Genomic DNA, 23,180 nt, shown 5'->3' on the forward strand with positions numbered 1-23,180 from the left:
CATCCTCATGAAAATGCGCGCAAAAGCAGAACAAGAGCTGAAGCCGCCGACACGATGAGGACGATGGCCTTCACATGCCCTCGGTCGACGAGCCGTCGTCCCCAGCCCGACAGCAGAAAGCCGAGGAAGGCGAAGGGGAGCATGGTGGCGGCAAGAAGGAGATCGGAGAGGCCGAAACTGCCGACGACGAAAAGGGCTCCGATCGAGATGATGCCGCCGACGACGAAGAAGGCGTTCAGGGTCGCACGCATGCGTGCGCCGCCGGCATTTTGATAAACCATGGCCATGGGCGGAGCCCCGATCGAGGTCAGGGTGCCCATGAAACCGGAAAGAACCCCCGCGAGGAAGAGCGAACTGCGCGTCGTTTCGATCCTCAGCCCCGCAAGGCTGAGCGCCACCGCGAAGAGCACGCCGAAGCCGAAGACGGCCGCAAAGGCATCCGGGCTTAGCAATTGCAGGCAGAATGCGGCCGCCCCTGCCGCCAGCAGGCGCCCGGTCAGGGAGAAGGCCAGATCCTGCCGGTTGACGTCGCTCCATTCCCGAACCGTACCACCGGCACTCACGGCTATGGCCATAGCCAGCATCGGTCCAGGCACGAAGGCGGGATCGATGATGGCGAGCATCGGCGCTGCGAGCATGTTGAATCCGAAACCGGTGGAACCCTGAACCGCACCGGCAAGGATGAGCGCGACGGCCGCGGCTATCCCCTGGGGGCTGAGCAACAATTCCATCATGAGTGCCGATTCCAGCAGGCGGCAAAATGATCGTCGGTCTTGCGCAGGAGCTGCGGAGCCTCTTCGCGGCACCGGTCCGTCGCAAGCGAACAGCGCGGATGGAAGCGGCAGCCGGTCGGCGGATTGGCGATATCGACGGACTCGCCCGGAGGCACGATGCGTCGCCGCGCGCGCTGGAGCTTCGGATTGGCGACCGGAACCGCAGACAGCAATGCCTCTGTATAGGGATGGATCGGCCGCTCGTAGATGGCGTCGCGCGGCGCGACCTCGACGATCCTCCCCGCATACATGATCGCCACCCGATGAGAGATGTGCCGCACGATGGCGAGGTCGTGGGCAATGAAGAGATAGGATATTCCTAGATCGCGCTGCAGGTCCTGCATGAGGTTGATGACCTGAGCCCGCACCGAGACGTCGAGGGCGGAGACAGGCTCGTCAGCCACGATGAGCGCGGGCTTCAGCGCCAGGGCTCTGGCAATGCCGATCCGCTGGCGCTGTCCGCCGGAAAAGCTGTGCGGATAGCGGTCCGCGGCATCGCTGGGCAGTCCCACGCGCTCCAGCAATTCGGCAACGGCGGCACGCGCTTCCTCTGCGGAACCGGCGAGGCCGTGGACGATAAGCGGTTCGGCGACGATGCTCGAGACCTTCATGCGCGGATTGAGCGACGTATAGGGGTCCTGCAGGACGATCTGCATGCGCGCCCGCAGGCGTCGCAGCGGATCGCCACCGAGATGGGTAATGTCCTCGCCGCCGAAGACGATCCTGCCTTGCGCAACGGGAATGCGGCGGAGCACCGCGCGGCCGACGGTCGTCTTGCCGGAGCCGGACTCGCCGACAAGACCGAGCGTTTCGCCCGGCGCCAGGTCGAAGCTCACATCACTGACGGCAGTGACGCTCCGGCGTTTGCGGAAAAGTCCGCCGGACGAGAGTTCGTAATCGATGGCGAGGCCGGAAACCGACAGCACGGGGGCGACCGTCATACTGCCTCCCTCCATGCCTGTTCGCCGGCCTTGCGGCAGGCCACCGTGCCCGCACCCATTGCACGGAGAATTTGAGGCACCCGGCAACCCTCGTCGCCGATCGGGCAGCGAGGCAGGAAAGCGCAGCCGGAAGGCGGCTGCAACAGCCCCGGCGGAGCTCCGTCTATCGCCGCCAGCCGCTCCTCGTCGTCATCGAGGCCCGGGGTCGAGCGGATCAGACCCTGCGTATAGGGATGCGATGGATTTTCGAAAATGGCATCCACCGGACCGGTTTCGACGATCTGCCCCGCATACATGACGGCGACGCGGTGACAGAGGCCTGCGACGATGCCGAGATCGTGGGTGATCAGAACGATCGCCAGCCCCATCTTCTCCTGCAACTCCGCCAGAAGCTCCAGAATCTGGGCCTGGATCGTCACGTCCAGGGCCGTTGTCGGCTCGTCGGCGATCAGAAGCTTGGGCTCGCAGGCAATGCCCATGGCAATCATGACGCGCTGTCGCATGCCGCCGGAAAACTCGTGCGGATACTGATCGAGCCTCCGCTCCGCCCCGGAGATACCGACCGCCGAAAGCAGTTCCGCCGCCCGTTGCCGCGCCGCCCGCCTGCTGAATCCCATGTGAACCTCGATCACCTCGGCGATTTGCGCCCCCACGGTCATCAGCGGATTAAGCGATGTCATCGGGTTCTGAAAGATCATCGTGATCTCCCTGCCCCAGATATCGCGTGCAGCCTTGGCGACATCGAACCCGGCGAGCGGCTTTCCCTCCCAGAGGATCTCACCGTCCGAGATGCGCCCCGGCACGTCGATCAGGCCCATTACCGCCTGTGCCGTCACGCTCTTCCCGGATCCGGATTCGCCGACGATGCCGAGCGTTTCGCCCGGTGCGACGGTCAGGGATACCCCGCGCAGGGCCTGGACGGTGCCGGCGCGCGTATCGAAACAGACATGCAGGTTGTCGATCTCGAGCAGAGGCATGGTCATGCATCCACCGTCCGTCGCCCGCGCCGCCGCCTGACCGCCTCGGCGCGCGCAAAGCGTTTCTCCCGTTCCTCGGGGTCGGTCGTTACCCGCAACCAGTTGGCGAAGAGATTGATGGACAGCACCGTCACGACGATCGCAAGGCCCGGAAAGGTCACGAGCCACCACGCGATGAACAGGTAGTCCCGTCCCGAGGCGACGTCGAGCCCCCATGACGTCGCCGGAGGCTGAACGCCGAAGCCCAGAAACGACACCGCTGCTTCCGCCAGCACGATATTGGTGAACTCCAGGATCGCCAGCGTCAGCAGCGGCGAGACGATGTTCGGCAGGATATGCCTGAAGATGACCCGTGCAGGGCGACAGCCGATCACTTCGGCTGCTTCGACGTAAGGGGTCTGACGGGTCGACGAGACGATGCCACGCACGAGCCGGGCATAGACCATCCAGTTCGTCACCGACAGGACCGCAACAAGCGTCCAGACGCCGGGCCCCAGAACCGCGACGACGAGGAGGATCAGAAGGATGCCGGGGAAGCTGACCTGAATGTCGACCAGACGCATCAAGATCGAGTCCGTGCGCCCTCCCATGAAGCCTGCCCAAAGGCCGATGACCGTCCCCAGTGTCGCCGCCAGAAGGCAGGTGACGGCGCCGATCGTCAGCGTCGCCCTCGCACCCCAGATGATGCGGGACAGGACGTCGCGGCCGAGATTGTCGGTTCCGAGCAAGTGTTCCCAAGTGCCGCGCTCCATCCAGACCGGCGGCTTCAGCCGTGCCATGATCGACTGCGCGGCCGGATCGTAAGGTGCGATAAGCGGAGCGAACAGAGCCAGGAAAACGATGAGCAGGATGAAGGCAAGCCCGATGGCAGCGGCCTTGTCGTGCCAGAGTTCCGATATGCCCGCGCGCGGCACGCGCGTGCTGACAGGAGTGGATGACGCGGCGGAAGCAGGAGCGGCCATCAGTTCAATTCCATTCTCGGATCCACCGCCTTCGACAGGATGTCGAGCACGATCCCGATCAAGACGATCAGGAAAGCGATGACGAAGACGATGGCCTGCATCAGAAACAGGTCGCCCCGCTGGATCGCCTGCACGGCCGTCAGGCCAAGCCCCGGCCACGCGAACACCGTTTCGACTACAACCGTATAGCCGGAAAGAGTGGCGATCAGTTCCCATCCGGAGATAGAGAGAAAGGGAACCAGGATGTTGCGTAAGGTATGGACGCGCAGAATGCGCGTTAGTCCGAGGCCCTTTGCCCTTGCCGTCTTGACGTAGGGCTTGTTGAGTTCGTCGATCATTGACGCGCGCACCATCATCGTGAAGCGCGCAAGCGGCGTCAGTGCGAGCGTAAGGGCCGGAAGAACAAGGTGCGCGGCCGTGCCCATGCCGGAGGTCGGCAGCCATCTCAGCGTCACCGCAAAAATCATGATGGCGACGAGACCAAGCCAGAATTGCGGCATCGCGAGCCCGAGAAGGCCGACCGACATGGTCAGCCGATCGACCAGTCCGCCCGGACGCAGAGCCGAAACGGCGCCCATCGGTATCGAAAGCATGACGGCGGCTCCAAGCCCCACTGCGATCAACAGCAGCGTGTTAGGCAAGCGCTCGAACACGACTTCGATCGCAGGACGCCGCTGCCAGAGGCTGTTTCCGAAGTCCAGAGTGGCGATGTCCCCAACGAAACGCAGGAACTGCGTGGCGATCGGCTGGTCCAGGCCGATCTGCTGGGCAAAGGCAGCCCTTTGCGCCTCCGTCGAGCTAAGCGGAAGCATCAGCGCAACCGGATCGCCCACCAGCCGGGTCACGACGAAGACGGTCGCTGTCACCCCGAAGACGACGAGCACCCCCTGGAACAGGCGGCGGAGGATGAATTCCAGCATATGAGACATTCCTGTTGTCGGGGCGACTCTTGCCGCAGAACTGGTCCGCGGCAAGGGTGACGCCATCTGCGGACGACGCTATTCGGTGACCTTCATCTCGCTCACCATCAACTTCGCGTCGACACGCGGCTGCCATTCCATGCGTTCCGACATTCCGTAGATGTCCTGGAGATTGAACAGCGGCACCGTGTAGTTCAGGTCGTGCCCCTTTTTCTGGATATCGTCATACAGCGCCTTGCGTTTTGCGGTATCCGTTTCGACGCGTGCCGCTTCGATCATGGTGGCCATCTCGGCATCCGAGTTCGATGCCGCTGCACCGTCCTTGTGGTAGATGAAGGACATTTCCCGGTCGGCATCGAGCAGTTCGTTGGAATTGGCGATGAAGATCGCGTCGGGACGCGGCCCGTCGCCCATCAGGCTGTCGAGATACTGCGAGAATTCCTGGATGTCGGTCGTGACGTTCAGCCCGGTCTCGGCCCAGTAACCCGCGACCGCCTCGATCTGCTCACGGTCCTTCAGCCAGCGGCCGGATTCGCCGACGACCACGAGGGGTTTGCCCTCGGCCCCTGCCTCCTTGATCAGAGCCCGCGCCTTCTCGATGTCATAAGGATAGTGCTCCAGCTTCTCGTTGAAGCCGAAGGCGGCCGGATTGATGTGCGACCCCTTGGCGATCGTCGCATAGCCCATGAAAAGGCCCTCGACCATGGCCTTGCGGTCGATGGCGAGGTTGAGCGCCTCGCGCACCTTCGGGTCCTTTGTAACTTCATTGTCCGTACCCAGGACGAAGACGGACGTCTCGAGGCCGGGAACGGCAGCGAACTTCGGCACATTCGTCGTGAACTCCGGCAGGAGGTTTGTGATCACGTCGAATTCGCCGGAAAGCAGGCCGGAAAGACGTGTGCCCGGCTCCGTCACGAAGCGGTAGGTGACGTCGTCGATCTCAGGTTCCCCGCCCCAGTAGTCCGCGTTTGCGACGAGCTTCAGGTCCGTCCCGCGGTTCCAGCTGTCGAACTTGTACGGACCGGTTCCGACCGGCGCACCGGCAAGATCGCCGTCCTTGGCATAGCCGGGCGCGATCATCTTCATCCAGTACATGCGCGAAGGGAGGATCGGATCCGGGCCTGTGGTCATGAGGTTGACTGTCAGGTCATCGACCTTTTCGGCCGCCTTGATCGTACCGAAATACGCCATCTGCTCGGAATTGTTGGCAGGATCGATGACCCGCGAGACGGATGCAACCACGGCATCGGCATTGAAAGGCTCGCCATTGTGGAACTTGACGCCGTCCCGCAATTTGAACTGCCAGGTCGTGGCGTCGATCTGCTTCGGAGGCTGCGCGGCCAGACCCGGCACGAGTTCGCCGGTCGGCGTCCTTGCCATCAGCGTCTCATAGATGTTGTCGTTGACCTGTCGCTCGCCGCCGTCATCCCTAAGCTGCGGATCGAGCGTCGAAGGCTCCGACCCGATGGCGATGGTGATGGATTGTGCCCATGCTGGCGAACAGGCAAGTGTGGACGCGAGTAACATCAGGGCACCCGCAGACAGTCTCTGTATCTTCCTCATTCACGTTCCCCTATTTTTTGTTTCAGGTCTCAATGGCTTCAGCCGGCAGTTTCCTTTCCCGGATTCCGGTGTCGCCGCTCATGCCGGCCTTTGCGAGCGACGACAGGGGTACGGGCCGCAACGGCCACCGGCAAGCGCCCATTTCGGCAATGCTTGCCGGAGCGGCTGCGGGGCGCAGTTCGGACATCAGTGAAAGCGTCCATTCTGTGCAGAAGCGTCCCTGGCAGGCACCCATGCCGAACCGTCCGTTGAGCCGCAATTCTCGTGCCGAAACAGTGTCCAGCCCTGACATTTGCGCCTTCAGATGGCCGATTGTCCGGTTCTCGCAACGACAGATCACCGTTTCGTCCGGACAATCGCCAAGGATCGGCGCATCGCGGACGGGTGCGAAAAGGCGGGAAAGGCTGGTCTGCAGGGAGCGCAGCGGTCGAATCCCGCTCCGGCCACTGCGCGGCGCGCGCCCTGCGAGCCGGGCCGCAGCTTCGCGGCCCGCTTCGGCTCCATCCGCCTCGGCGGCGTGCGCGCCGAGCACTTCACGAACGTCTCCGGCCCTCAGGATGACCAGGCCTGCCGCCGCATCATTGGTCGGCAGGCCGAAATCGTTCGGACGCAGCCCGTCATGGAGACCGATGCGGTCTACCTCGATCCGCTCCTCCCGCCCATTTGACGCGATGAGGCATGCGGTGAGCATATCGCCGGATCGGGTGATCTCAGTCAGACGCGTGCCGCGGCGCCACACGACGCGGCGGAGCAGGACAGGCAGCATCAAGGCAGCCATGTCCGCAAGGATGGACGGATGAGCCAGCAGACGGACAGCAGCCAGGGGCCGCGAAGCAGGATCTCCCTCCTCGATGACGGCCACCGGCGGATTGCCGGCTGCCGTCATTTGTGCGGCCAAAGCGAGCAGCAGCGGGCCGCTTCCCGCAAGCAGGATGCGTCCCTCCGGCACGCGGCCCTCCTTCAGCATCACCTGGAGACCGCCTGCTGCAGCGACGCCAGGCAAATGCCAGCCCGGACGCGGTCTTACCCGCTCCACGGCCCCGCAGCTTAAAATCAAGGCGCGCGGCCGGCGTACTTCGACCTTGCCGGCTGCCCGGTCTTCGATCAACACGGCGCCTGTGCTGTCGATGCCGACGAATGCCCGGCGGGTCCGAACATCCACGCTCGAGGCGGAAAGCTCCGCAGACAGGGCCTGCCAGCGGCCCCTAAGCGACGGTAAGACGGCAATGGGGGCCGCGCCTTCGGCCGGCTGGCGATGGATAGCGCCGCCGAGCGCAGGTCTCTGCTCGCAAAGCGTCACCGAAAGCCCCGATTTCGCAGCTTCGATCGCCGCCGAAACGCCGGCCGGTCCGCCGCCGACGACCATGACGTCAGCTTCTCGCATCGTCATCCTCCAGCGCCATCACGATCATACCGTCATAGACCGGTTCGAGGCAGGCCTCGGTTGCGCGCCCATCCACGCGGACGAGGCAACACTGACAGGCACCGATGCCGCAGAAATACCGGGTTTGTGACCCGGCGGGATCCTTTCCGAATACATGAATGTTCGAACCGGCAAGGGCGGCTGCAATGCTTTCGCCTGCTCGGAACGGCACCTCGGCGCCCCGCCAGAAGAAAATCCCGACGGTGGTCATGCCGCAATGCTCCTACCGGCGAACCGCCCCGGATCGAACGGCGAAACATCGACCTCCGGCTCCTCCCCTCGAACAAGATCCGCAACGATCCGGCCGGTCAGCGGCCCAAGACAGATACCGTCTCCTTCAAACCCGGCTGCGACGAAGAGATTGTCGACGCCCGGCATCCTGCCGACCATCGGCAGGCCGTCGCATATGGCAGTGCGGATGCCGGCAAAGCACCGAAGGATGCGCAAGCGCCCTAGCGCGGGCACCATGTCCCCGGCGGAGGCCGCCAGGTGAGCAACCGCTTCGATATCATTTTCAGGGATGGTGCGGCCCTCCTCCCGTGTCGAGCCGATCAGGAACTGGCCGGTATCGAGCGGATCGATGACGACGCCGTATCCCCGGGCATCCACCTGCGTGCCCTGGTGCTTCTTGCTGAGGAGATAGCTGCAGGAGAGAAGCGAACCCGGCAGGCCGGCATTGAGAGCGGGTGCCCGCTCGGTCACCAGTTGCTGCCCCCTGCGTGGACGCGACACATCGGGAAGTCCTATGAGCTTGCCCGCGCCGCCACCTGCGGCGACGACCACCGCCGAGGCTTCGATCACCGCTTCCCCGACACGAACGCCGCTGACCCGGTCGGATCGTCCGTCGTATTCCAGCGCCGCAACGGGGGAATTGCGCTCCACCTTCAACCCTGCGGCGGAAATCAGACGCGAGACTATGCTGTAGCCGATCGCGTGCCCCTCGTCTTCGACTTCCAGCACTGCCACCGTTTTTCGGGAGAGCAGGGCCAATCTGTCTGCAACCATATCCCGGGTGAGCCAACGCACCGGCGCACCGACCTCGGCGAGAGCTTTCGAGTGGTCGGAAAGGACCTCGGCCTCCGCGTCGCTCGTCGCAACGAGGAAGGTGGGCCGCCGGTGGAACAGGCCCTGGAACAATCCCTCCTGCGCGAGTTCGCGATAAAGCGCCGCTCCGGCCCGGGCCATGGTCATCATCGGGCCCGGGCGCTTGCTCGCCACCGACACGGCACCATCCGCAGCGCCGGTCGCCCCGCTGGCCGGCGTCGAAGCGTCGAGCAGCCGAACGGGCGTACCCGCGAGTGCGAGAAACGACGCGGTAGAGGCGCCGACAATGCCCGCTCCGATAACGATGACTGGTGGTGAAAAATGCTGCTCGCGCACCTGATCCGAACGCCTTGCAAGGAGGTTTCGGGACAGATCGTAGCGCGCCCGGCAAAACCGCGTCGATAAAAGAACAAGGGGACGAGTTATGAAAAAACTTACAACTCGCCGGCTCTGCGCCTTGCGGCCCTGCCCCTGCTCACCGTAACGTCCTCGGCGCGAATGCCCACGAGCCGCAGGAACCGCCACTTGCCCAGCATCAGCCTCTCACTCGTCCAGACGTTCTACCAGCTCGGACGGACCGGCTCCTATTCCGCCGCGGCCAGGGAACTCAATCTCAGCCATCCATCCGTGGCGAACCATATCCGGCGGCTGGAACACCTCCTCGGCGAGCGGCTGGTCGTCGCCGAGCGCGGGGCACGGCGTGTGGGACTGACACCTCGGGGACTTGCGCTTTACGAGCTGATCCGTCCGGAATTCGACATCATGCTGACGCGTCTGACGCGACTGATGGAGAGCCAGCGTCCTGTGCTGCGGATCGGCATGCCGCAGGGAATCTTCCATGATCTCTTTCCCCGGGTCGTCCGGAAATTCCATGAAAGCCGCCCTGACGTGGAGCTTGTCGTATACGAGCGCGACACCGCCCTATCGGATCTCGTCCGCCAGGGCAGCCTCGACATATTCATTGCGGAGCGGCACTTTGGCGACTCCGTCGTGATCCAGCAGTTGATCGGCCGTTACAGCCTTTCGCTCGTCTATCCCCGAACCTGGGGACCCGCTCCCGCCGAGGGCAGTATCCCCGAATGGGCCTGCGGCCGTCCTTTCGTTTCGCATGAACCGGGACAGATAATAAGGGACATCGCCACCGGTTTCCTCAGCAGCAAGGGTGCGGTTGTCGAGCCGCTGATCTCGGTGTCGTCAAGCGTCAGCATCAGGCGCTACGTCAGCGAAGGCCTCGGCTTTTCCATCTTGCCGACCTGGTCCGTCGGACCGGACGATGACACGATAACCCGGGTGGAGCTGCTGAGCCTCACGCCTGTTCCCATCTATTTCGGGACGGCGCACTTCCTGAAGGACAACGAGACGGTCCGGGCCTTCTTCAGCCACTGCCAGTTCGAGCTCTCCGGCAGATCCTGATTGCCGTGCTCGCCTCGAAGCGCCTTTCGAATTCCGGCAGGACGTCGAAGAGATCGGCGACGTTTCTAGAAGTTGTACCCTGCACTGCAACTGCTCGTCATGAGAACTCAAGGAGGCGCTTGACCAAATCGATTCCGCGACCTATTAGGAAATGAACGTTTCCTAATAGGTCGATCAGATGAGTTTCGAAAGCATCTCTCCTCGCCCCGTCGGGCGGCCGCGCGAATTCGACATGCACCAGGCTCTGGATGCGGCGATCCGCATATTTTCCGAGAAGGGCTATCACGGGACCTCGATCGCCGAGCTCAAGGCGGAAATGGGACTGACCGCCGGCAGCATATACAAGGCGTTTCGTGACAAGCGTGACGTCTTCGTAGCCGCCTACGACCGCTATAAGCAAATCCGGGCCGATCTTCTGGATGAGGCGCTGTCCTCAGCCTCAACCGGTCGCGAAAAGATCGCCGGCGTCGTCGGTTTCTATGCCATCTCCGCCTGCGGCGAAACCGGCAGGCGTGGATGCCTGGCCATTGGCGCTGCCGTGGAACTGGTTCTGTCGGACGCCGAGATCGCCGAAAAGGTGGCCGGACACAATCGCCATCTCGTCTCCCGGCTCGAAGGTTTCATCCGCGAAGGCCACGAAGACGGTTCAATCCGCCAGAACGTCGATCCTGCGGGGACCGCGCTTGCGCTGTTTTCCTATCTTCAGGGCGTCCGCATCGCCGGCAAAACCGGAGAGCTGGAAAACCAGATGCTCGCTTCCGCCGAAGCCGTCCTGCGCATTCTCGACTGATTGAACCGTCCGCCTCCTGCCTCCCAAGGAACTCTTCAATGACAGCTCCCGTATCCATCGCCCAGACGCAGCATCCGGCCGGGCTCTCTGCCGGCATGACATTTCTGATGGCCGCCGCCTGCGGCCTGATTGCCGCCAACCTTTACTATACCCAGCCGCTCGCCGGCCCGATCGCACTCGACATCGGCCTGCCGGCAGAGGCGACCGGCCTGATCGTTACCCTGACCCAGATCGGCTATGGCATCGGATTGCTGCTGCTCGTGCCGCTGGGCGATCTCCTGGAAAATCGTCGGCTGATCGTGACGATGATCGGACTGGTCACTCTTGCCCTGATCGCGGCCGGTCTCTCGACCACACCCGGGCCTTTCCTCACAGCTTCGCTTGCCATCGGTCTAGGCTCCGTCGCAGTCCAGATGATCGTACCCTTCGCTGCCAACCTTGCTCCGGATGCGGCTCGGGGCCGCGTCGTCGGCAATGTCATGAGCGGGCTGATGGTCGGGATCATGATGGCGCGGCCGATTTCCGGGCTGATCGCCGGCCTCAGCTCCTGGCATGCCGTTTTCTATGTTTCGGCCGTCGTCATGGTCGGGCTGGGCAGCCTGCTGTGGGTGCAGCTGCCGACCCGCCGACCGGCGGCCCGGATGACTTACGGCCAGCTCATCAAGTCGATGGGCAAGCTCCTCGCGACGCAGCCGGTCCTGCAGCGCCGCGCCGCCTATCAGGCCTGTCAGTTCGCTGCGTTCAGCCTCTTCTGGACCGTCACGCCGCTTTATCTTGCCGGCCCGCGCTTCGGGCTTGGTCATAATGGCATTGCGCTTTTTGCCCTGGCCGGTGTCGCGGGCGCAATTGCTTCCCCCATCGCCGGGCGCCTCGCGGATAAGGGCTTGATCCGGCCGGCGACGGCATTCGGCCTTGTCGGTGTAGGAGCCGCTTTCCTGATGACGCAGGTCGCTACCGAAGGGTCCACTGCCGCGCTCACGCTTCTGACGCTGGCGGCGATCCTGCTTGACTTCGGCGTGACCATGACCTTGGTGACCGGGCAGCGCTCGATCTACGAACTCGGCGCGGAGTTGCGTAGCCGGCTCAACGGCCTGTTCATGGCCATATTCTTCACGGGCGGCGCTATCGGCTCTGCCCTGGGCGCCTGGGCATTTGCCTCTGGCGGGTGGTGGCTCGCCTCCATGATCGGGCTTGCGCTGCCCGCTACGGCGTTCGCCATCTTCCTGACCGAGAAAATCGATCAGGAAAGAGCCCTGAAGCACTGATCGAATTCAGATTTTACGGCCACGCCCTGGGCGTCAAGCGCGAACGGCGTGGCCGGATGACGACCGGTCTACTCCTCCACCGGTCCGTAGAGACCGAGCCGGTCGAGCAGCGCCCGCTGACGATCGACACTTTCGACGAGCAGGCCGGTATAGCGATCGACGATCCGGCCGCGGTGATCCGGGTCGGCAACGGCGGCGAGCGCGCCCAGGATTGCCGCAACCCTTTCCGACGTCTGCCGCAGCTCCACCAGGAGTTCCGCCTTGCCACCGACCTCGGCGACCAGCCGCTTCGTTACGCGGCCGATGCCGGCGGGCGTGCGGCTGCCGGCCGATACGTAGCCCTCGGGCAGATCCCCCTTGAGATTGGTGACCGACTTGAAGCGGATGACATCGAAGATCTGGTCCACCGCCTGTTTCGCGCCGGTCACGCGCGAAGGATGATCCGTGTCGGCTGCCGCGTGAGGCAGGAGTTCCAGCCGGCCCTTATGGCGTTCCTCGAGTGCCAGGTAAGGAAGCATCGGCCCGCTGAGCTTGCCGGTTGCGACGTCCTTGAAGAGGTCGGCATCGATCGCCGCATGCGCGATCTTGCCTGTCGACAGCGCCTCGTCAAGCGCGGCGGTATCGACCACCTCGCCCCGGTCGTAGTTGACCAGCACGGCGCCATCCTTCATAGCGCCGAGCACCTTCTGATCGACGGTCCCGGCGTTGGAATAGAGACCGGTCACCGGATCCAGGCGTCCGAGACCGATATGGATGGAGAGCACGTCGGCGCCGGTTGCCGCGACTACGGCACTTTCGGCATATTCGAAGCCCTCTGTCTCGATCCAGTGCTTGTGGTGGTGGCGGGCGTAGATCGCGACATGCATACCGAAGGCCTTGGCGAGCTTGGCGACTTCACGGCCGATATTGCCGTAGCCGAGAATGGCGATCCTGCGGCCCTCGAGCTTGGCGGTCGGGAAATCCTTGAGCTGACGGCCGGTATCGAAGTCGCCCTCTGCGACCATCCGGTGCAGCCTGTCCACCGGCAGGTCTGGAACGACCTTTAGTATCGCCTTCATCGCCATCTGGGCGGTCGCGCGGCTGTTTATGCCCGGCGTGTTCATCAGCGGCGCCTGGCCGCCCTCGCCATTGCCGCCGCCCCAGGAGGCCGAGCCCATGTTGCCGGTGCCGGCGCCAATGCGCACGCCGCCGAGCGGGAATACGGAAGCTTTCGGAATGAAGGTCGCCGCCGCAATCAGCGCGTCGTACTGGCCCTTGTCGGTCTGCGGCAGAATTTCCGCCTCGGTGCTCAGGTCCGGCTGGTAGAAGAAGTGGATGCGGCCCTTCTCCAGGGCAGACCGGTCGCCGATCGGCCCCAGGTGGAACACGCCGCCCTTTTCCTCGATATAGGCCTTCACCTCGCCGTGATCCGGCCGGCCATCGGCACCGAAGCGCAGTCCGACCAGGTCGGCGATCAGCACGGTGTAGGCACGGTCGGGATCATCCTTGCGGACGGCCTCGCCGGCTTTGGCAGGGGCTTCGAACGTGACGCCCTTCTTCGCCAGTTCCTCTTCGAGGACGACGATCTTGGCGCGCAGATAGGCGTATTGCAGGTTCTCCAGCAGTGCGACGACGTCGTCTGGCTCGCGGATGCCGCCGACCCAGGCGCGATAGTCCCCGGGTGTGCCGGGGAAGGCATTGACATAGCGGGCCGCGTCGAGGCCGGGCTCGTATTGGCCATTCGGATGGGTGATGCCCTCATAGCCGAGCAGCTGCTTCGAACGTGCAATGATGCGGGCGTGGATGTCTGTATCTGTGATGTCTTCGTCGACCACCTTCAGGAGCGTCACTGCCGCACCGCGGCGCTCCGGATCGGCAACGGTCAGCTTCAGGAGCGGATGCGTCTCCACCCACTCGTCGATCACCTTGCGATTGGCGGCGGAGCGCCGGTTGAGCTCGACAACGGAGCCGACGCGCGCCTCGGACTGCAAGAGACCGAAGGTGGTCTCGGCGAACGCGAGCGCGCTGTAAGTATTTATGACGCCGCCGAGCATGCGGTCTTCGGCGGCATCATAGAACGGGCCGGCGTCGACAGAGCGCTTGGCCGAAAATGGCTGCCTCGGGTCGACCGGCGGCGCGATCTTCAGCTGGCGCGGGATAGCCCAGGCAGGGTCTTGCTGGTTCTTCTCGATCAACGTCAGGGCATGCGGCGTGAAGGAGGCGACGAAATAACCGGAGACCCCGCCGATCGCCTTCTGGAAGGGCATGAACAGGCAGCACTTCGCCATCACGGCGCTGACCAGTTCCGGCTCCCACGGCATGGCGCCGAGCATCGAGGTGGCATCGAAAACCGCATGCCGGTTGGCCGGATCACCGTCGATCCACTTCAACAGTTCGCAGATTTCCCCGCTGGTATAGGCATTGGCGCCGGTCGTCTCGTGGCCGACGCCGACGAAGATCGACACGCCGTGGGCGGAAAGCTCTTCTGCCGTCGGAATCACGCCTTCGGAGGCTGCGAAATGAATTCGGCTCTCGCAGCCCTTCTCGGCGAATCGCTGCATTTCGACGAGCTGGGTCGCCCAGGACTGGCGGAAGAAGCCCGCGGCTCTCGAAGGATCGCTCTCTGGCCGCGGCGTATCGACATAGACGTGTTGGGAGGCGTCGTTGGCGTTCATCAGGTGCTGGACGCAGACAGTGAAGCCGCTGTGGCCGCCGCCGAGACCCACTGCCATACGGTTCGTCTTCGGAAAACCGAAATAGCGATGGATCGCCCGCATCATGTCGGTCAAAATCTTGTCGGCCGGATAGCCGCGATGCATGCTGCGGGAGATTTCCGCCGTGGTAAAGCCGCCGATATCATTGCCGCTGTCGTCGAACTTGCGATAGGTCTTCTCGATCCAGGCGTCGAAGGCGATCCGCCGCAAGCGGCTGTCCACCTCATCGGTGGTCGCGTCAGTGATCGGGCCGACGCCGAAGAAAGGATTGGACGGCAGCTTCGGCGCGCCATTCCTCGTCAGTCCGAGTGCCTTCAATCGCTGTTCCTGCATCTGCGCGCTGTTCGTCATGATCTGCCATCCATTGTCGAGGCCTGAGGATGCGCGATAGTGGATCGAACGGAGCATAAACAAGACCTCATCTGCGCCGATCAGCACGCGGAATGCGCCATGCCGTGCTCGCGAGTACCCGTACTGCTATTCGTAGGCTGCGGTGATGGCTCGAGCCGCGGCCGCGATGACGGCAGCACGTTCGGCCTGACCGGCGCGAGACTCTGCAACGAACGCGGCCACGGCAATGCGCCTCCCGTCCGGCGCCGTCAGAATACCGACATCATTGGTCACACCATTGATGCCCCCACGGGTCTGGCTCGTGCCTGTCTTGTGCCCGATACCCCATTCTGGAGGGATGCCCGCGCGCAGCCGATCGGGAAAGGTGGTCGTTTGGCTCATGACCGTCAAAAGGAATTCCGTCGAGCCCGCAGTGAGGAGGCTGCCTGACGCAAGGCTGTACAGGAAAGCGGCCATGCCGCGGGGCGTCGCGGTGTCGCGCGGGTCCTTGATGTAGGCCTCGAAGGCGGTTTGGCGGACTGCCGCGGGAACTTCCCTGCGCGCCTGCTCCAGCCTCTGCGGAAAGACGAACTCTGGCTGCCACATCAACCCATCGGTCTCAGTTTGAAGCTCGCGCTCGGTTCGGTCGATTCTGACGCCCGTCAGTCCCGCCTTTTCGAGGAAGGCCTGTATCGCCTTCGGCCCACCCAGGCGGGCGATCAACACGTCCGTAGCCGCACTGTCACTTGCGACGACCGCCCGGCGCACAAGATCCCGAACACTCGTCTCAAAGGAGCCATGCCTGGCGACGATATCGGCGATGGGCTGGATGTTTACGCTCAGGTCTTCGCGCCTGATGGTGATTTGGTCGTCCAACCGGATACGCTGCTCGTCGACCGCCTGCATGACGGCTGCAGCGACGACCAATTTCATGACACTCTGCAGAGAGAAGCGTTGAGCGCCGTTCACACAAACAGGCGACTTAGGCTGGTCCTGCACGCAAATGCCGACGCGGCCGGGATGCGCGTCGGCGAGTGTCTCGAGCTCCAGACGAAGACGGTCCGGTTGAGTGATCTCGCCTGCGAATATTCGAGAAGAAAAGAGGTTTATGAGAATTGCGACCGCAGCGGTCATGTAGATGTTTCTTGGCATGCTCTCACCAATCAAAGGATGTGCTTCGAGCAAATTGTTGCCATAGGACGCAAACTGAGCCAAATGATAGAATCTCAGCGTAACCTGAATGAGATTCACTTTATGAACTGGTGCAAGGTCGACCTTAACCTCTTGAAGGTGCTGGCGGTCATGTTGGAAGAGCGGAGCGTTGCCCGCTGCGCCGATCGTCTTTTTGTCTCTCCCTCTGCAGTCAGCCATGCACTCGCCCGGCTGAGAACAATGTTCTCGGATCCTCTCTTTGTACGCAGCGGCGGGGCGATGTTGCCTACAATTCGTGCGCAGAGCCTGGAACGCTCGCTTTCGCTCCTGAGTACGGTTTTGAACGCCGAGCTCGAAAAGACGCGAGGGAGCCAATGCACCACGGCGTTCCATCCGGCCGAGTCGGTGAGAGATGTTAAGATCGTTTCACCCGGGGCATTGGAGCTTACGCTGGTGCCGGCTGTTATAGCCATATTGCACGAGCAAGCTCCAAACTGGACACTGACAGTGGAGCCGTTTGAACGGCGCAGCTATGAATCAGATCTCGCGACCGGTCGCGTCGACTTCGTGTTTTCCATCGGTGGAACCACGCCTGTCGGAGCATTGGTGGACGGAATCACCTTGTGGGAGGACGAACTCGTTGTCCTCGCCGGTCCGCGTTCGGATCTCTACGATTGTGCCGATCGGATTTCGACCGAGCTTTTTCTAGCCCATCGGCATGTTTATCCGCTTCCGTGGCCAATTTCCCAGAACTACCTTGATGTGGAGTTGGCGCGGCGCGGGCAGCACCGCAACATTGCCGTCTCGCTACCGAGCTATGCCGCACTTGGCCATCTGCTGGAAACCACCGACCTGGTTTCGTCGCTGCCGGACCGTTCCGCCCGCGCGCTGATGCGCAGCCATCCGGATCTAAAACTGCTTCGCCTTGAACCAGCGCGACGATCGGAGCTCTCGCTCCTCTGGGGGATCGCGGCTGCTCAAGAACCGGCGATCGCGTGGGTACGGGACATCATTCAACGTGCCGCGGGCGAGCTAGAGAGCTTCCCGGACAAACGTGTTGCCGGTGACCGGCGCCCCAGCCGGCCGACCGTCGCTTAGGCCTATTCGATAGGCCTGTCGTTTCATCGGGTTTGCATCCGAGTCTGCGCATTCGTTGAAGACCCAACGAGGGCCGAAGCGTCTTCCGCGCTTGCACTCAAAGGCGAGATCTCGAAAAGAGTGGCAGCGCCGCACCCTCCGTCGACGCCGCCACTTCTGTGCAGGAACTCCGTCTGCATTCTGCAGGAGCTATTGCTGTCCGCCGCCCGAGGGAGCTGGCGTCGCCGTGCCGCCTGAAGGCGCCGATGTTTCTCCACCAGACGGTGCCTGAGGCGCTTCGACGTTCGGCACGTTCACGTCGACATCGGTATTCCCGCCGCCTCCGCCGCCGTTGAACAGGTCGCCGCCGAACAGGAACAAGGCTCCGACGATCAGCAGAACCACGATCACTGCGACGGCCCAACCAGCACCGTTGCCTCCGGTATTCACAACTGTTGGTCCTCTATCAGCCATGTTGTTTCTCCTTGTCGTACTTTCCTTCATCGAAACCATCACAAAAGATTTAAGTTCCCTGAAGCTAGGTAAAAGAAGAAGACGGCGACAACAGTTCCGACAAGGAATCGGTGATCGCGTTCGCCTCGGAGCCAACAGTCGGATGGCGCAGGTTTGTCGCGAGATATCTACTTAAAGACACCTTCGCAGGTGCATTGAGTCAGTAATGTCTCCGAGAAACCAGTGTGATCCTCATATATCGACGGGAAATGGCAGTAGTATATATCGGACCTTAGTCCCATGGACCCTGACAAAAGTCTTACGGCGGTTGCCGAAGATTTTACCCGACACATATCCCGATGAACGCCATGGCGGATCTCGTCACCTGCTATTGCGTTTGAGGCTCCGGAACTAGTCATGTCGTCCTTGAAGGCAGTTCCGGGGCCTCATGGTCCCCTAAGGAGGCGACAATGGCCGGCAGACTGCCGAGAAAAGCTTCGTAAACTCAGCTCAGCGGCTCGGCATCGCACACCGTAATTGCCACTCTGCCTTCCACCCCCCACGCTTTCACCAGCTCAATCAACCCGGCTGCGTTGGGTCAGGTTTTCTGCAGCGAGATCGGCTGCTTCACCGTTGCCAGATCAGGGCCGCGGACGACCCGATACCGCGCTTCAATAAGGTTATAGATGCCGAAAGCAGCAATACCGGCAGCCACGGCGATGTACAGGATCGAGCCGAACGGCAGTTGTCGAAGCCACTCCAGGGCATCGCTCATGCTGCCAGCCTGTTCCGGGTCAACCCGGAATCCGGCATACGCGAACAGGATGCCGATAATCACGAAGACAGCGCCACGCGCGACGAGGCCGTAAATGCAGATTGAGGTAAGGACGCGGTTCCGGTCGGGAATGCGGACATATCGCTCGAACTTTCGTGTGAGGCCTTTGTACGCGGTGACGACCCCACCGACGACGAAGCCGATCCCGACCGCGATCGCCAGGTACGAGCCGAACGGCTTCGACAGAATCCATTCCGCCAGCCCTTTCTCGCCAGATTCCTGGTTTCCACCCGCAAGAAATAGTGCATGTCCGAGGGAGTAGCCGGCCAGCCCAAGGTATACTACGGCGCTGCCGAACAATGCACTGCGCACAGTGAGACCCTTGCGATCGGATCCGTGGCCGTCACTATCCGCAAGGGACTGGGCCAGTCTCCAGGCGACGAACCCGAGCAGGCCGAGCCCGATCAATCCGACCCAGATCCGGCCGAAGGGCTGTCCGAGCAGCGTCAAGAGCGCTGACTTCATTTCGGGCCGACCGCCTGTCACTCCGGAGAAAAGAGCGAGTCCGGCAACGAGAAGGAACACTACACCACGGGCCGTGTAGCCTGCTTTCGCAAGTAGGCCGAAACGAAATCTTGAGGGCATCGTGCTCTCCGGGCTCTAATTTATTTCGTCTACTAACGCACGACCTGCCGGAAGGTTGTCGCGGTTCGACCCAAGCTCTCGGCCGGCACAGACAAGCACCCGTTACAAGATGCTTTCGATGCCCGGGCCTTGCCCGAACAGCCGCTTGTCTTGTGAATTCTAAGGGTGTTGCCGTGCGGCCCTCCCCACTCTCTGTTCCTTGCCATCAATGGCTGAGACATGCCATCAAGTGTGAGACGCAAGCGGCCGCGAAGACCTTTGCAGCTCAACAGACATTGCAAGGCGCACAGCAGAGGTACGCTCGGGCGCACTTTCGTCAGGCAGGCCCACACACTTCAGGAGAACTCATGTTTGACCATGTCAAATTCGGCGTCAGCGACTACGCAGCGAGCAAAGCGTTCTTCCTCAAGGCACTCGAACCACTCGGCGTGGCCGTAGTCTCGGAGGGACTGCCGACGTACGGTGTCGAGCTTAGCCCAAAGGGCAAGGCTTCATTGTGCCTGTACCAAACCGAGGAGAAGCCAGCGCATCTCCACTTGGCGTTCACAGCCGAGAATCGCCAGCAAGTCGAAGCTTTCTATCGCGCGGCTCTCGAGGCGGGTGGCAAAGACAATGGTGCCCCTGGTCTGCGCCCGAACTACCACGCGAACTACTATGCAGCTTTCGTCATTGGTCCGGACGGGCACAATATCGAAGTCGTTTGCCACGAACCTGAGGCCTAATCCTGCCACCGAGAGGCATCGGCAAAAGGCATCGCCTACCTGCGGCCGCCCGCATACCAAACATTGAGCATCGGTTTCCGGCCCGCAATGCCGATACGCTGGATGAATGCCCTGACTCGGTTAGACCCTCGGTCAAACTCTCGAGTGAGGCCCAAAGTAAAAGCTCTTGAACAGATCCGAACCGCAGGCCCGCTCATTGTGCAACTCTTTGCTTTGGCAGGCATCAATGCACCTCAGCGACGGCGTCTAGAACAAGCTTTGCCGGCTTGAGCGATACCGCCTCCACCAATGTTCGTGCCGCGTTGTGGCCGCCGCTCGACAGGCGCCGTGTAGTGATGGCCAAGAACCACAGCGAGACGTCAACGGCGGGCGTTCAAGGCCCAAGCGCGCTCCTTTGGACGGACTTCGAGGCGAACTTCGATCCAACCCCGTAACCCACTGTTAAATTCACCGGGAAGGAGGCTCCCTCAAAGCCAAAAGACTGACTGAAGGCGGCGCACCAAAAGTCCGGCGGAAATCATTGCTGAAATGCGCTTGATCCGCGAAGCCCGCGGTGTGGGCGGCCGTCGTAAAGTTGCTGCCGTTCACGATCTCGCTTATGGCCACACGCATCCGGTTCCAAGCGCGGTAGCGACGGAAAGGCACACCCACCTCTCGGGTGAATACGCGCTGAAACTGCGACGGTGACAGGCCTAGGCTCTTTGCGAGCGGCGGTACCGAGGTGAGTTCGTCCGAGTGCGTTCGCAGGTAATCAATAGCCGCTGCTATGCGCGTGTCTCTGCTTCTCGAGGCCCGCCGTGCGGAAAAGCCGAGCAAGTCCTCCAAAGCCAAGCCGGCCCATCTGGCGGCGGCCCTATCCTCCCACAGCTCGCGCATGACGGAAACCTCGCCACTGCGCCCCATGAGAACTCCGTCCACTTCCCAACTGTCGCCGGACAGCGGCACAAGTGCTTCGGTGCCGCCTTGCTTTGGTTCGATGTAAAATACCGCCAGTGGATAGCCGCCGAGATCAAGCTCGTGAAGCACACCAGCGGGAATGACCGCCGTACGGCACGAGTGCCATTGGCCCCCATGGATCCGCAGCCAGAATTCGCTGTAGATTCCAGCCAGGAAGACGGGAGCGCCATGCTGGTGGAGCTTGTTGTACTCGAGAGGACCTACAAAGAACGTATTCACTTCATCCACGTGCCAAAAGGGGCGGGGGATGCCGTCCGGAGCAGCACGTTCATACAAGCTATCCGGTGCCGACATAGCTAACCTCCCAATACTTGAGACCACCTAACCTCATCCCGATCGCGGGACTGCAGTGTAGGTGAACCTCGCAGAAATGGAACGACCTGTGCTGGAGCGTTCCGCAGTCAGATCGGCTGCGGCGAACGCGGCTCACTGCTTCGAGCGCAGTGGGAGCGCTCCAGCAGAGATCAGTACCCACGTGGAGGATACCGCATAACGCTTCTACCCCACCTATCTCGACGACAGGTTCTGACCTCCGCCGCTTCGTTGATAGCAGCTCCGGCCATAACCGGCCTGTGCGGTTCGGCGGCACAAGGTGCTGGCATGCCACTCGGTCCGTCTATGCCAACGCACTACCGTTTCAAGCTGGGAAGATTTGAAGTGACCAATATCCTCGATGCCGGCCCCGTGCTCGATGGACCGTGGCCGATCGTCGGGCAAGATCGCCCGCAGACCGAGGTCGAAGAGTTGATGCGGCAAAGCCTGCTTCCCGAAAGGAAATTTCGGCCGGGCTTTACCCCCACAATCGTGAACACGGGCAAAGAGCTCGTGCTCTTCGATACCGGCAACGGCGAAAACGGTTTCGTCCCGCGGCCCAATGGCGGCTGGCTAGCAAACCTGTTGGGCCCGGCCGGCTTTACGCCGGAGCAGATCGACGTCGTGGTCCTGACCCATGGCCATGCTGATCATATCGGCGGCCTTATCGAGGGTGGAAGACCACTATTCCCGAACGCGCGATATGCGATCGGGGATGCGGAGTTCGATTTCTGGTCGGCCGAGGACCGTCTCGCGGCTTCTCCCAGCGACAACGAGTATGTGTCGGCAAAGCTCTTCGCCAGCAATGTCATTCCCTTGGCCGAACGTACAAGCTTTATCAAACCGGGTGGCGACGTAGTTCCCGGCATTCGTGCGGTTGAGGCCTATGGGCATACACCTGGCCACCTTGCGTTTCACATCGAAAGCGAGGGCAAACAACTGCTCGTCTGGGGCGATTGCGCGCATCACGAGGTAGCATCGCTTGCGCATCCCGAGTGGCACGCTTTTTTCGACATGGATAAGGCCAAAGGCGCGGAGACCCGACGGCACATCTATGACATGGTTGCAACCGACCGGCTTCCAGTCGCCGGATACCATACGTCATTCCCCTCGCTCGGGTTCGTTGAGCGGAAGGATAGAGGTTATCGTTGGCTGCCGATTTCCTATCAGTTCAGTTTATAGGCCCCATTGCAACAATGTCAGAGTGTGACCTGATTGTCTCGCATCAAGCCTACGGCCGGGAGCCATTCCCTGATCCGTGCAGTGAGGGCTACGATGCGGCGTATTGGCCGTCCAAGGGCAGCCGACAATGCCTCGGCGGCTTCTTATATCGCGCCCGCCGGATACCGATTCTTCTGTAGCGCGCAGCGTTCTCACAATTTTTCGTACTTTAACTGGTAGTCACGCGCGGTGCGAGCCGCTCATCCCACAGTGTGCATGCATTTCTGCAGCGAAGGCGTTTTCGGCCGCCCCGGTCGAGGCCGCACCGACGTGCGAACTGACGTGTCGAGCTAAACCTATCGCTACATAGACGGGCTTAGCGCCGTTTTTTCGTTCGGTGTGCGCCCAGGGATGCCCTCGCCCCACCCTTAATACCTCCACTTAGGAGCGCGCTTTGCGTTGTGAAGCAACTCGCGAGCCGTGGCAAACCGGCCGAAGAGGCGGGTCAAGCGCCGTTTTTCTTCTTCGCACAAGTTTTGCCGTCGGCAAAACTCCGGCACTGACAACATTTTGGTTGCAGCCTCTGTTATTGCGGCTTGCGGCTGAAGCTCCATAGAAATCCTCCATCCCATGACGCGAGCACACTACCAAAGACTAATTTAGCTAGAAATAAACTAAGACATGTGCTGAGATTTTTTATCTGCAGTCGGGTTTCAGACATAATACAACGGCAGTCGCTCAGTCCCAGCATTCGCATAACGCCAAAGGCCGCGACAGGGGCCGGGCCGTCCCGGTAAAATAGATAGAAGCGGGCTTTAAGCTTGGTCGCAAC

General features: G+C 62.1%; 21 protein-coding genes. 6 read left to right on the forward strand and 15 right to left on the reverse strand.

Annotated features, from left to right (window positions below):
- Nucleotides 1-5: 5 nt before the first annotated feature.
- The 9 genes from BHD07_RS09835 to BHD07_RS09875 form a co-directional block, all read right to left on the reverse strand.
- The gene (locus BHD07_RS09835) at nucleotides 6-734 is read right to left on the reverse strand and encodes a sulfite exporter TauE/SafE family protein (protein ID WP_018096281.1); all 729 of its coding nucleotides are present in this window, start codon (nucleotides 732-734) and stop codon (nucleotides 6-8) included.
- Nucleotides 731-1,714 (reverse strand): ABC transporter ATP-binding protein, encoded by a 984-nt coding sequence (locus BHD07_RS09840; RefSeq protein WP_338279580.1) that lies wholly within the window; start codon nucleotides 1,712-1,714, stop codon nucleotides 731-733. Before BHD07_RS09840 ends, BHD07_RS09835 begins: the two co-directional genes overlap by 4 nt.
- Complete coding sequence (locus BHD07_RS09845; RefSeq protein ID WP_338279582.1) at nucleotides 1,711-2,697, reverse strand: ABC transporter ATP-binding protein; 987 nt, start codon at nucleotides 2,695-2,697, stop codon at nucleotides 1,711-1,713. Before BHD07_RS09845 ends, BHD07_RS09840 begins: the two co-directional genes overlap by 4 nt.
- Nucleotides 2,694-3,653 (reverse strand): ABC transporter permease, encoded by a 960-nt coding sequence (locus BHD07_RS09850; RefSeq protein WP_275598304.1) that lies wholly within the window; start codon nucleotides 3,651-3,653, stop codon nucleotides 2,694-2,696. The genes BHD07_RS09845 and BHD07_RS09850 overlap by 4 nt, the downstream gene beginning before the upstream one ends.
- A complete protein-coding gene (locus BHD07_RS09855; RefSeq protein ID WP_338279586.1) occupies nucleotides 3,653-4,573 on the reverse strand; it encodes an ABC transporter permease in 921 nt (306 codons plus the stop codon). Before BHD07_RS09855 ends, BHD07_RS09850 begins: the two co-directional genes overlap by 1 nt.
- Nucleotides 4,574-4,651: 78 nt before the next feature.
- On the reverse strand, nucleotides 4,652-6,136 hold the full coding sequence (locus BHD07_RS09860) for an ABC transporter substrate-binding protein (RefSeq protein WP_338279588.1): 1,485 nt from the start codon (nucleotides 6,134-6,136) through the stop codon (nucleotides 4,652-4,654).
- A 22-nt stretch (nucleotides 6,137-6,158) separates the two neighbouring features.
- Nucleotides 6,159-7,520: an FAD-dependent oxidoreductase gene (locus BHD07_RS09865; protein WP_338279589.1), complete on the reverse strand. Its 1,362-nt coding sequence runs from the start codon at nucleotides 7,518-7,520 to the stop codon at nucleotides 6,159-6,161.
- A complete protein-coding gene (locus tag BHD07_RS09870; protein WP_324765370.1) occupies nucleotides 7,507-7,770 on the reverse strand; it encodes a 2Fe-2S iron-sulfur cluster-binding protein in 264 nt (87 codons plus the stop codon). The genes BHD07_RS09865 and BHD07_RS09870 overlap by 14 nt, the downstream gene beginning before the upstream one ends.
- Entirely contained in the window at nucleotides 7,767-8,939 is a 1,173-nt protein-coding gene (locus tag BHD07_RS09875) for an NAD(P)/FAD-dependent oxidoreductase (protein WP_324765371.1), read from the reverse strand. Before BHD07_RS09875 ends, BHD07_RS09870 begins: the two co-directional genes overlap by 4 nt.
- Nucleotides 8,940-9,128: 189 nt before the next feature.
- Between BHD07_RS09875 and BHD07_RS09880 the strand changes: the two genes are divergently transcribed.
- The 3 genes from BHD07_RS09880 (at nucleotide 9,129) to BHD07_RS09890 (ending at nucleotide 12,071) form a co-directional block, all read left to right on the forward strand.
- On the forward strand, nucleotides 9,129-10,016 hold the full coding sequence (locus BHD07_RS09880) for a LysR family transcriptional regulator (protein WP_324765372.1): 888 nt from the start codon (nucleotides 9,129-9,131) through the stop codon (nucleotides 10,014-10,016).
- 178 nt (nucleotides 10,017-10,194) lie between these two features.
- Nucleotides 10,195-10,806: a TetR/AcrR family transcriptional regulator gene (locus BHD07_RS09885; protein ID WP_100673323.1), complete on the forward strand. Its 612-nt coding sequence runs from the start codon at nucleotides 10,195-10,197 to the stop codon at nucleotides 10,804-10,806.
- 38 nt (nucleotides 10,807-10,844) lie between these two features.
- Entirely contained in the window at nucleotides 10,845-12,071 is a 1,227-nt protein-coding gene (locus tag BHD07_RS09890; protein ID WP_324765374.1) for an MFS transporter, read from the forward strand.
- A 68-nt stretch (nucleotides 12,072-12,139) separates the two neighbouring features.
- Here BHD07_RS09890 and BHD07_RS09895 read toward each other — a convergent pair whose 3' ends face one another.
- Both BHD07_RS09895 and bla read right to left on the reverse strand, forming a co-directional pair.
- Complete coding sequence (locus tag BHD07_RS09895) at nucleotides 12,140-15,115, reverse strand: NAD(P)-dependent oxidoreductase (RefSeq protein WP_338279593.1); 2,976 nt, start codon at nucleotides 15,113-15,115, stop codon at nucleotides 12,140-12,142.
- A 126-nt stretch (nucleotides 15,116-15,241) separates the two neighbouring features.
- Nucleotides 15,242-16,246, reverse strand: coding sequence for a class A beta-lactamase (gene bla, locus BHD07_RS09900; RefSeq protein WP_338279595.1), 1,005 nt, complete (start codon nucleotides 16,244-16,246; stop codon nucleotides 15,242-15,244).
- On the opposite strand from bla, the gene BHD07_RS09905 reads away from it, so the two are divergent.
- Nucleotides 16,160-17,344 (forward strand): LysR family transcriptional regulator, encoded by a 1,185-nt coding sequence (locus tag BHD07_RS09905; RefSeq protein WP_338279597.1) that lies wholly within the window; start codon nucleotides 16,160-16,162, stop codon nucleotides 17,342-17,344. The genes bla and BHD07_RS09905 overlap by 87 nt on opposite strands.
- A 189-nt stretch (nucleotides 17,345-17,533) precedes the next feature.
- Here the strand turns inward: BHD07_RS09905 and BHD07_RS09910 are convergent, their stop codons facing one another.
- Nucleotides 17,534-17,797 carry a hypothetical protein gene (locus BHD07_RS09910; RefSeq protein ID WP_100673320.1) on the reverse strand — a complete coding sequence of 88 codons (264 nt, stop codon included), beginning with the start codon at nucleotides 17,795-17,797 and terminating at the stop codon, nucleotides 17,534-17,536.
- A 577-nt stretch (nucleotides 17,798-18,374) separates the two neighbouring features.
- Nucleotides 18,375-19,196, reverse strand: coding sequence for a DUF1206 domain-containing protein (locus tag BHD07_RS09915; RefSeq protein ID WP_338279601.1), 822 nt, complete (start codon nucleotides 19,194-19,196; stop codon nucleotides 18,375-18,377).
- 347 nt (nucleotides 19,197-19,543) lie between these two features.
- Here BHD07_RS09915 and BHD07_RS09920 point away from each other — a divergent pair, with 347 nt between their 5' ends.
- Entirely contained in the window at nucleotides 19,544-19,918 is a 375-nt protein-coding gene (locus BHD07_RS09920) for a VOC family protein (protein ID WP_100673319.1), read from the forward strand.
- A 447-nt stretch (nucleotides 19,919-20,365) separates the two neighbouring features.
- On the opposite strand, the gene BHD07_RS09925 is transcribed toward BHD07_RS09920, so the two are convergent.
- On the reverse strand, nucleotides 20,366-21,169 hold the full coding sequence (locus tag BHD07_RS09925; protein ID WP_338279603.1) for a helix-turn-helix domain-containing protein: 804 nt from the start codon (nucleotides 21,167-21,169) through the stop codon (nucleotides 20,366-20,368).
- Nucleotides 21,170-21,493: 324 nt separating this feature from the next.
- Between BHD07_RS09925 and BHD07_RS09930 the strand changes: the two genes are divergently transcribed.
- On the forward strand, nucleotides 21,494-22,369 hold the full coding sequence (locus BHD07_RS09930; protein ID WP_198516809.1) for an MBL fold metallo-hydrolase: 876 nt from the start codon (nucleotides 21,494-21,496) through the stop codon (nucleotides 22,367-22,369).
- 407 nt (nucleotides 22,370-22,776) lie between these two features.
- On the opposite strand, the gene BHD07_RS09935 is transcribed toward BHD07_RS09930, so the two are convergent.
- Entirely contained in the window at nucleotides 22,777-22,962 is a 186-nt protein-coding gene (locus tag BHD07_RS09935; protein ID WP_100673314.1) for a hypothetical protein, read from the reverse strand.
- Nucleotides 22,963-23,180 lie beyond the last annotated feature (218 nt).

The sequence above is a fragment of the Sinorhizobium sp. KGO-5 genome, from assembly GCF_036245905.1.
In the GTDB taxonomy this organism is placed as follows: Bacteria; Pseudomonadota; Alphaproteobacteria; order Rhizobiales; family Rhizobiaceae; genus Sinorhizobium; species Sinorhizobium meliloti_A.

Excerpts from the sequence above, each read along its gene's own strand:
- BHD07_RS09835 (WP_018096281.1), bottom strand. The coding sequence starts at position 734 with ATGATGGAATTGTTGCTCAGCCCCCAGGGGATAGCCGCGGCCGTCGCG.
- BHD07_RS09840 (WP_338279580.1), bottom strand. The coding sequence starts at position 1,714 with ATGACGGTCGCCCCCGTGCTGTCGGTTTCCGGCCTCGCCATCGATTAC.
- BHD07_RS09845 (WP_338279582.1), bottom strand. The coding sequence starts at position 2,697 with ATGACCATGCCTCTGCTCGAGATCGACAACCTGCATGTCTGTTTCGAT.
- BHD07_RS09850 (WP_275598304.1), bottom strand. The coding sequence starts at position 3,653 with ATGGCCGCTCCTGCTTCCGCCGCGTCATCCACTCCTGTCAGCACGCGC.
- BHD07_RS09855 (WP_338279586.1), bottom strand. The coding sequence starts at position 4,573 with ATGCTGGAATTCATCCTCCGCCGCCTGTTCCAGGGGGTGCTCGTCGTC.
- BHD07_RS09860 (WP_338279588.1), bottom strand. The coding sequence starts at position 6,136 with ATGAGGAAGATACAGAGACTGTCTGCGGGTGCCCTGATGTTACTCGCG.
- BHD07_RS09865 (WP_338279589.1), bottom strand. The coding sequence starts at position 7,520 with ATGCGAGAAGCTGACGTCATGGTCGTCGGCGGCGGACCGGCCGGCGTT.
- BHD07_RS09870 (WP_324765370.1), bottom strand. The coding sequence starts at position 7,770 with ATGACCACCGTCGGGATTTTCTTCTGGCGGGGCGCCGAGGTGCCGTTC.
- BHD07_RS09885 (WP_100673323.1), top strand. The coding sequence starts at position 10,195 with ATGAGTTTCGAAAGCATCTCTCCTCGCCCCGTCGGGCGGCCGCGCGAA.
- BHD07_RS09890 (WP_324765374.1), top strand. The coding sequence starts at position 10,845 with ATGACAGCTCCCGTATCCATCGCCCAGACGCAGCATCCGGCCGGGCTC.
- BHD07_RS09895 (WP_338279593.1), bottom strand. The coding sequence starts at position 15,115 with ATGACGAACAGCGCGCAGATGCAGGAACAGCGATTGAAGGCACTCGGA.
- bla (WP_338279595.1), bottom strand. The coding sequence starts at position 16,246 with ATGCCAAGAAACATCTACATGACCGCTGCGGTCGCAATTCTCATAAAC.
- BHD07_RS09910 (WP_100673320.1), bottom strand. The coding sequence starts at position 17,797 with ATGGCTGATAGAGGACCAACAGTTGTGAATACCGGAGGCAACGGTGCT.
- BHD07_RS09915 (WP_338279601.1), bottom strand. The coding sequence starts at position 19,196 with ATGCCCTCAAGATTTCGTTTCGGCCTACTTGCGAAAGCAGGCTACACG.
- BHD07_RS09920 (WP_100673319.1), top strand. The coding sequence starts at position 19,544 with ATGTTTGACCATGTCAAATTCGGCGTCAGCGACTACGCAGCGAGCAAA.
- BHD07_RS09925 (WP_338279603.1), bottom strand. The coding sequence starts at position 21,169 with ATGTCGGCACCGGATAGCTTGTATGAACGTGCTGCTCCGGACGGCATC.
- BHD07_RS09930 (WP_198516809.1), top strand. The coding sequence starts at position 21,494 with ATGCCAACGCACTACCGTTTCAAGCTGGGAAGATTTGAAGTGACCAAT.
- BHD07_RS09935 (WP_100673314.1), bottom strand. The coding sequence starts at position 22,962 with ATGGAGCTTCAGCCGCAAGCCGCAATAACAGAGGCTGCAACCAAAATG.